Origin of the sequence: Dietzia sp. SLG310A2-38A2 (assembly GCF_014145095.1) — a bacterium.
Lineage (GTDB): Bacteria > Actinomycetota > Actinomycetes > Mycobacteriales > Mycobacteriaceae > Dietzia.
In genome coordinates this window covers 1-2,653 of the sequence record NZ_JAALDX010000443.1, presented here as the reverse complement: position 1 = coordinate 2,653, position 2,653 = coordinate 1, and the positions used below count along the sequence as shown (strand labels likewise).

At 71.8% G+C, this 2,653-nt stretch carries 2 protein-coding genes; one reads left to right on the top strand and one right to left on the bottom strand.

Annotation, left to right across the window (positions count from 1 at the left end; all coding sequences use genetic code 11):
* A partial coding sequence (locus tag G6027_RS14740; RefSeq protein WP_182637827.1) for a DEAD/DEAH box helicase occupies window positions 1–1,146 on the bottom strand: 1,146 nt, incomplete at its 3' end.
* A 231-nt stretch (window positions 1,147–1,377) separates the two neighbouring features.
* Between G6027_RS14740 and G6027_RS14735 the strand changes: the two genes are divergently transcribed.
* Window positions 1,378–2,653: adenylate/guanylate cyclase domain-containing protein (locus tag G6027_RS14735; RefSeq protein ID WP_182637826.1), on the top strand; the 1,276-nt coding region annotated here is incomplete at its 3' end.

Sequence of the window (2,653 nt, the reverse complement as noted above, 5' to 3'; positions counted from 1 at the left end):
GGCGGCGTTCGCGCCCACGGGCAGCACGATCTCGCCCGCCGTCACACCGGCCGACCGCAGCAGCGAACGCACCTCGCGGACCTGGTCGGAGGTGGCCACGGTGACCACGGTGCCGACGGCACCCGCGCGTGCGGTCCGACCCGAGCGGTGCACGTATGCCTTGTGCTCGGCGGGCGGATCGGCGTGGACGACCAGCCCCACGTCGTCGACGTGGATACCGCGCGCCGCGATGTCGGTGGCCACGAGCACGCTCGCCTGACCCGAGGAGAAGGCGTCGAGATTGCGGACGCGCGCGTTCTGCGACAGGTTGCCGTGCAGGTCGACGCTGGTCACGCCGCGTCCGGAGAGCTGCTTGGCCAGTCGCTTGGCGCCGTGCTTGGTGCGGGTGAACATGACGGTCCGCTCGTTCACCCCGGCGAGGTCCGCCAGTGCGCGGACGCGGTCGTCCGGGTCCACGTGGAAGACGTGGTGCGCGGTCGCGCCGGGGGTGGCGGAGCCGTCGTCGACCTCGTGCACGACCGGATTGTCGAGGAACTTCCGGACCAGCTTGTCCACACCCTGGTCCAGGGTCGCGGAGAACAGCAGCCGCTGCGCACCCGCGGGCGTGGCCGCCAGGATCCGGGTGACTCCCGGGAGGAAGCCCAGGTCGGCCATGTGGTCGGCCTCGTCGAGGACGCTGACCTCGATCGAGTCCATGCGGCAGTGCTTCTGTCCCATGAGGTCCTCGAGCCGGCCCGGGCAGGCCACCACGATGTCGACGCCCTGGTCGAGCGCGCTGACCTGGCGGCCCTGCGAGACGCCGCCGAAGATCACGGTGGTCTTGAGGCCCATCGCCCGGGCCAGCGGCGCGAGCGTCTCGTCGATTTGACGGGCGAGCTCGCGGGTGGGGGCGAGGATCAGGCCGCGCGGGGAGTTGCGCTTACGGCGACCGCCGGCGGGCGCCGAGGCGGCGAGCCGGGTCACCAGCGGGAGACAGAACGCGTAGGTCTTGCCGGAGCCGGTGCGGCCGCGGCCCAGGACGTCGCGTCCGGACATCGCGTCGGGCAGCGTGGCCGACTGGATGGGGGTGGGGGTGACGATGTCGACGCCCGTGAGGACGTCGAGCAGGGATGAAGGAACGCCGAGATCGGCGAAGGAACGTGACAAGGGAGGAATCTCCGTACATAGATGGGGCGTCTTGCCCGGCGCGCTCCTGGGTTACCGCGTCGCTCGGAGGCGACGCGCCCGGTGCGCGACCACGGGAGGTCGACATCCGATTCGGCCCGAGGCAAGAGTGGTGCGGGCCGACTCGCCTACCCTACGCCCCGACGGGCCCCGGACCACGGTTCCCGACCCGAGTGTGACGAGGTCGTCACTTCCGGGCCCGCAGATGGCACGATGTTGACCGTGCGACTCGACCTGTCCCTGCTGCGACGCCCGGAACTGGGCTCGGTGCTGCTCGGGCGCGAGACGGAGTCGGCGCGACTGCGCACCATACGGGTCCGGGTCCTGCTGCTCCTGACGCTGCTGGCGTCCAACCTCGTCGGCGTGGCCGTTGCCGCGGTGCTGATCCTCTTCGTGCTGCCGGGCCCCACCCTACCGTCCCGGGAGTTCACGGTCCCCACCGCGATCGTGGTCCCGGGGTATGTGTTCCTGGCGACGGTCATCGGGACGATCTGGGTTCGGAGCGTGGTCTACCGGCGTGTGCGGTGGTTCCTCGACGGCCGCGAGCCCACGGACCGGGAGCGGGTGCGGACCCTCCGGTTGCCCGGGCGCATGACCCTGATCCAGGCGTTCCTGTGGCTGCTGGGCGCGGCCGTGGTCACGCCCGCCTTCGGGGTGATCGACCCGGAGGCGATCCCGTCGGTCGGGTTCACGATCGTCTTCTCCGGCATGGTCGTCTGCGGTGTGGCGTTCCTCTTCGCCGACTTTGGACTCCGTCCGGTCGCCGCGGTCGCCCTGGCCAGCGGTCCGGCTCCCCGAGCGCGGTTCCTGGGCGCGATGACGCGGCTCCGCGTGGCCTGGGCGGTCGGCAGCGGGGTGCCGATCGCGGGACTGATCATCGTGGCGATCTACACGTTGGCGGGCCGGGCCCTGTCGCTGGAACGCCTCGCCGTCATCGTGATCGTGCTCGGCGCCACCTCGCTCCTCGCCGGGTTCCTGCTCGTCTCCCTGGCCACCGGGTCGGTGCTCGGCCCGCTACGCAGTCTCCGCTGGGCCATGGAGGACGTCACGGACGGCACGCTCTCCCGGCGGGTGGTGGTCTACGACGGTACAGAGCTCGGCGAGCTCCAGCGCGGGTTCAACCGCATGGCGGCCGGGCTCCAGGAACGCGAACGGCTCCGGGATCTGTTCGGCCGCCACGTGGGTCGCGAGGTCGCGGAGGCGGCCGAGGAGCGGGACCCCGAACTGGGCGGCAGCGCCTCCCACGTCGGCGTCGTCTTCGTCGACATCATCGGGTCCACGGAGATGGCGGTGCGGTCCGAGGCCTCGGAGGTCGTCGACGTCCTCAACCGGTTCTTCCGGGTGGTCGTGGAGACGGTCGAGGAGTACGACGGCGTCGTGGACAGCTTCCTCGGCGACGCCGCGCTCGTGGTGTTCGGCGCCCCCCGGGCGATGGACGACCCGGCGTCCGCCGCACTGGCCTGCGCCCGGGTGCTGGGCGAGCGGCTGC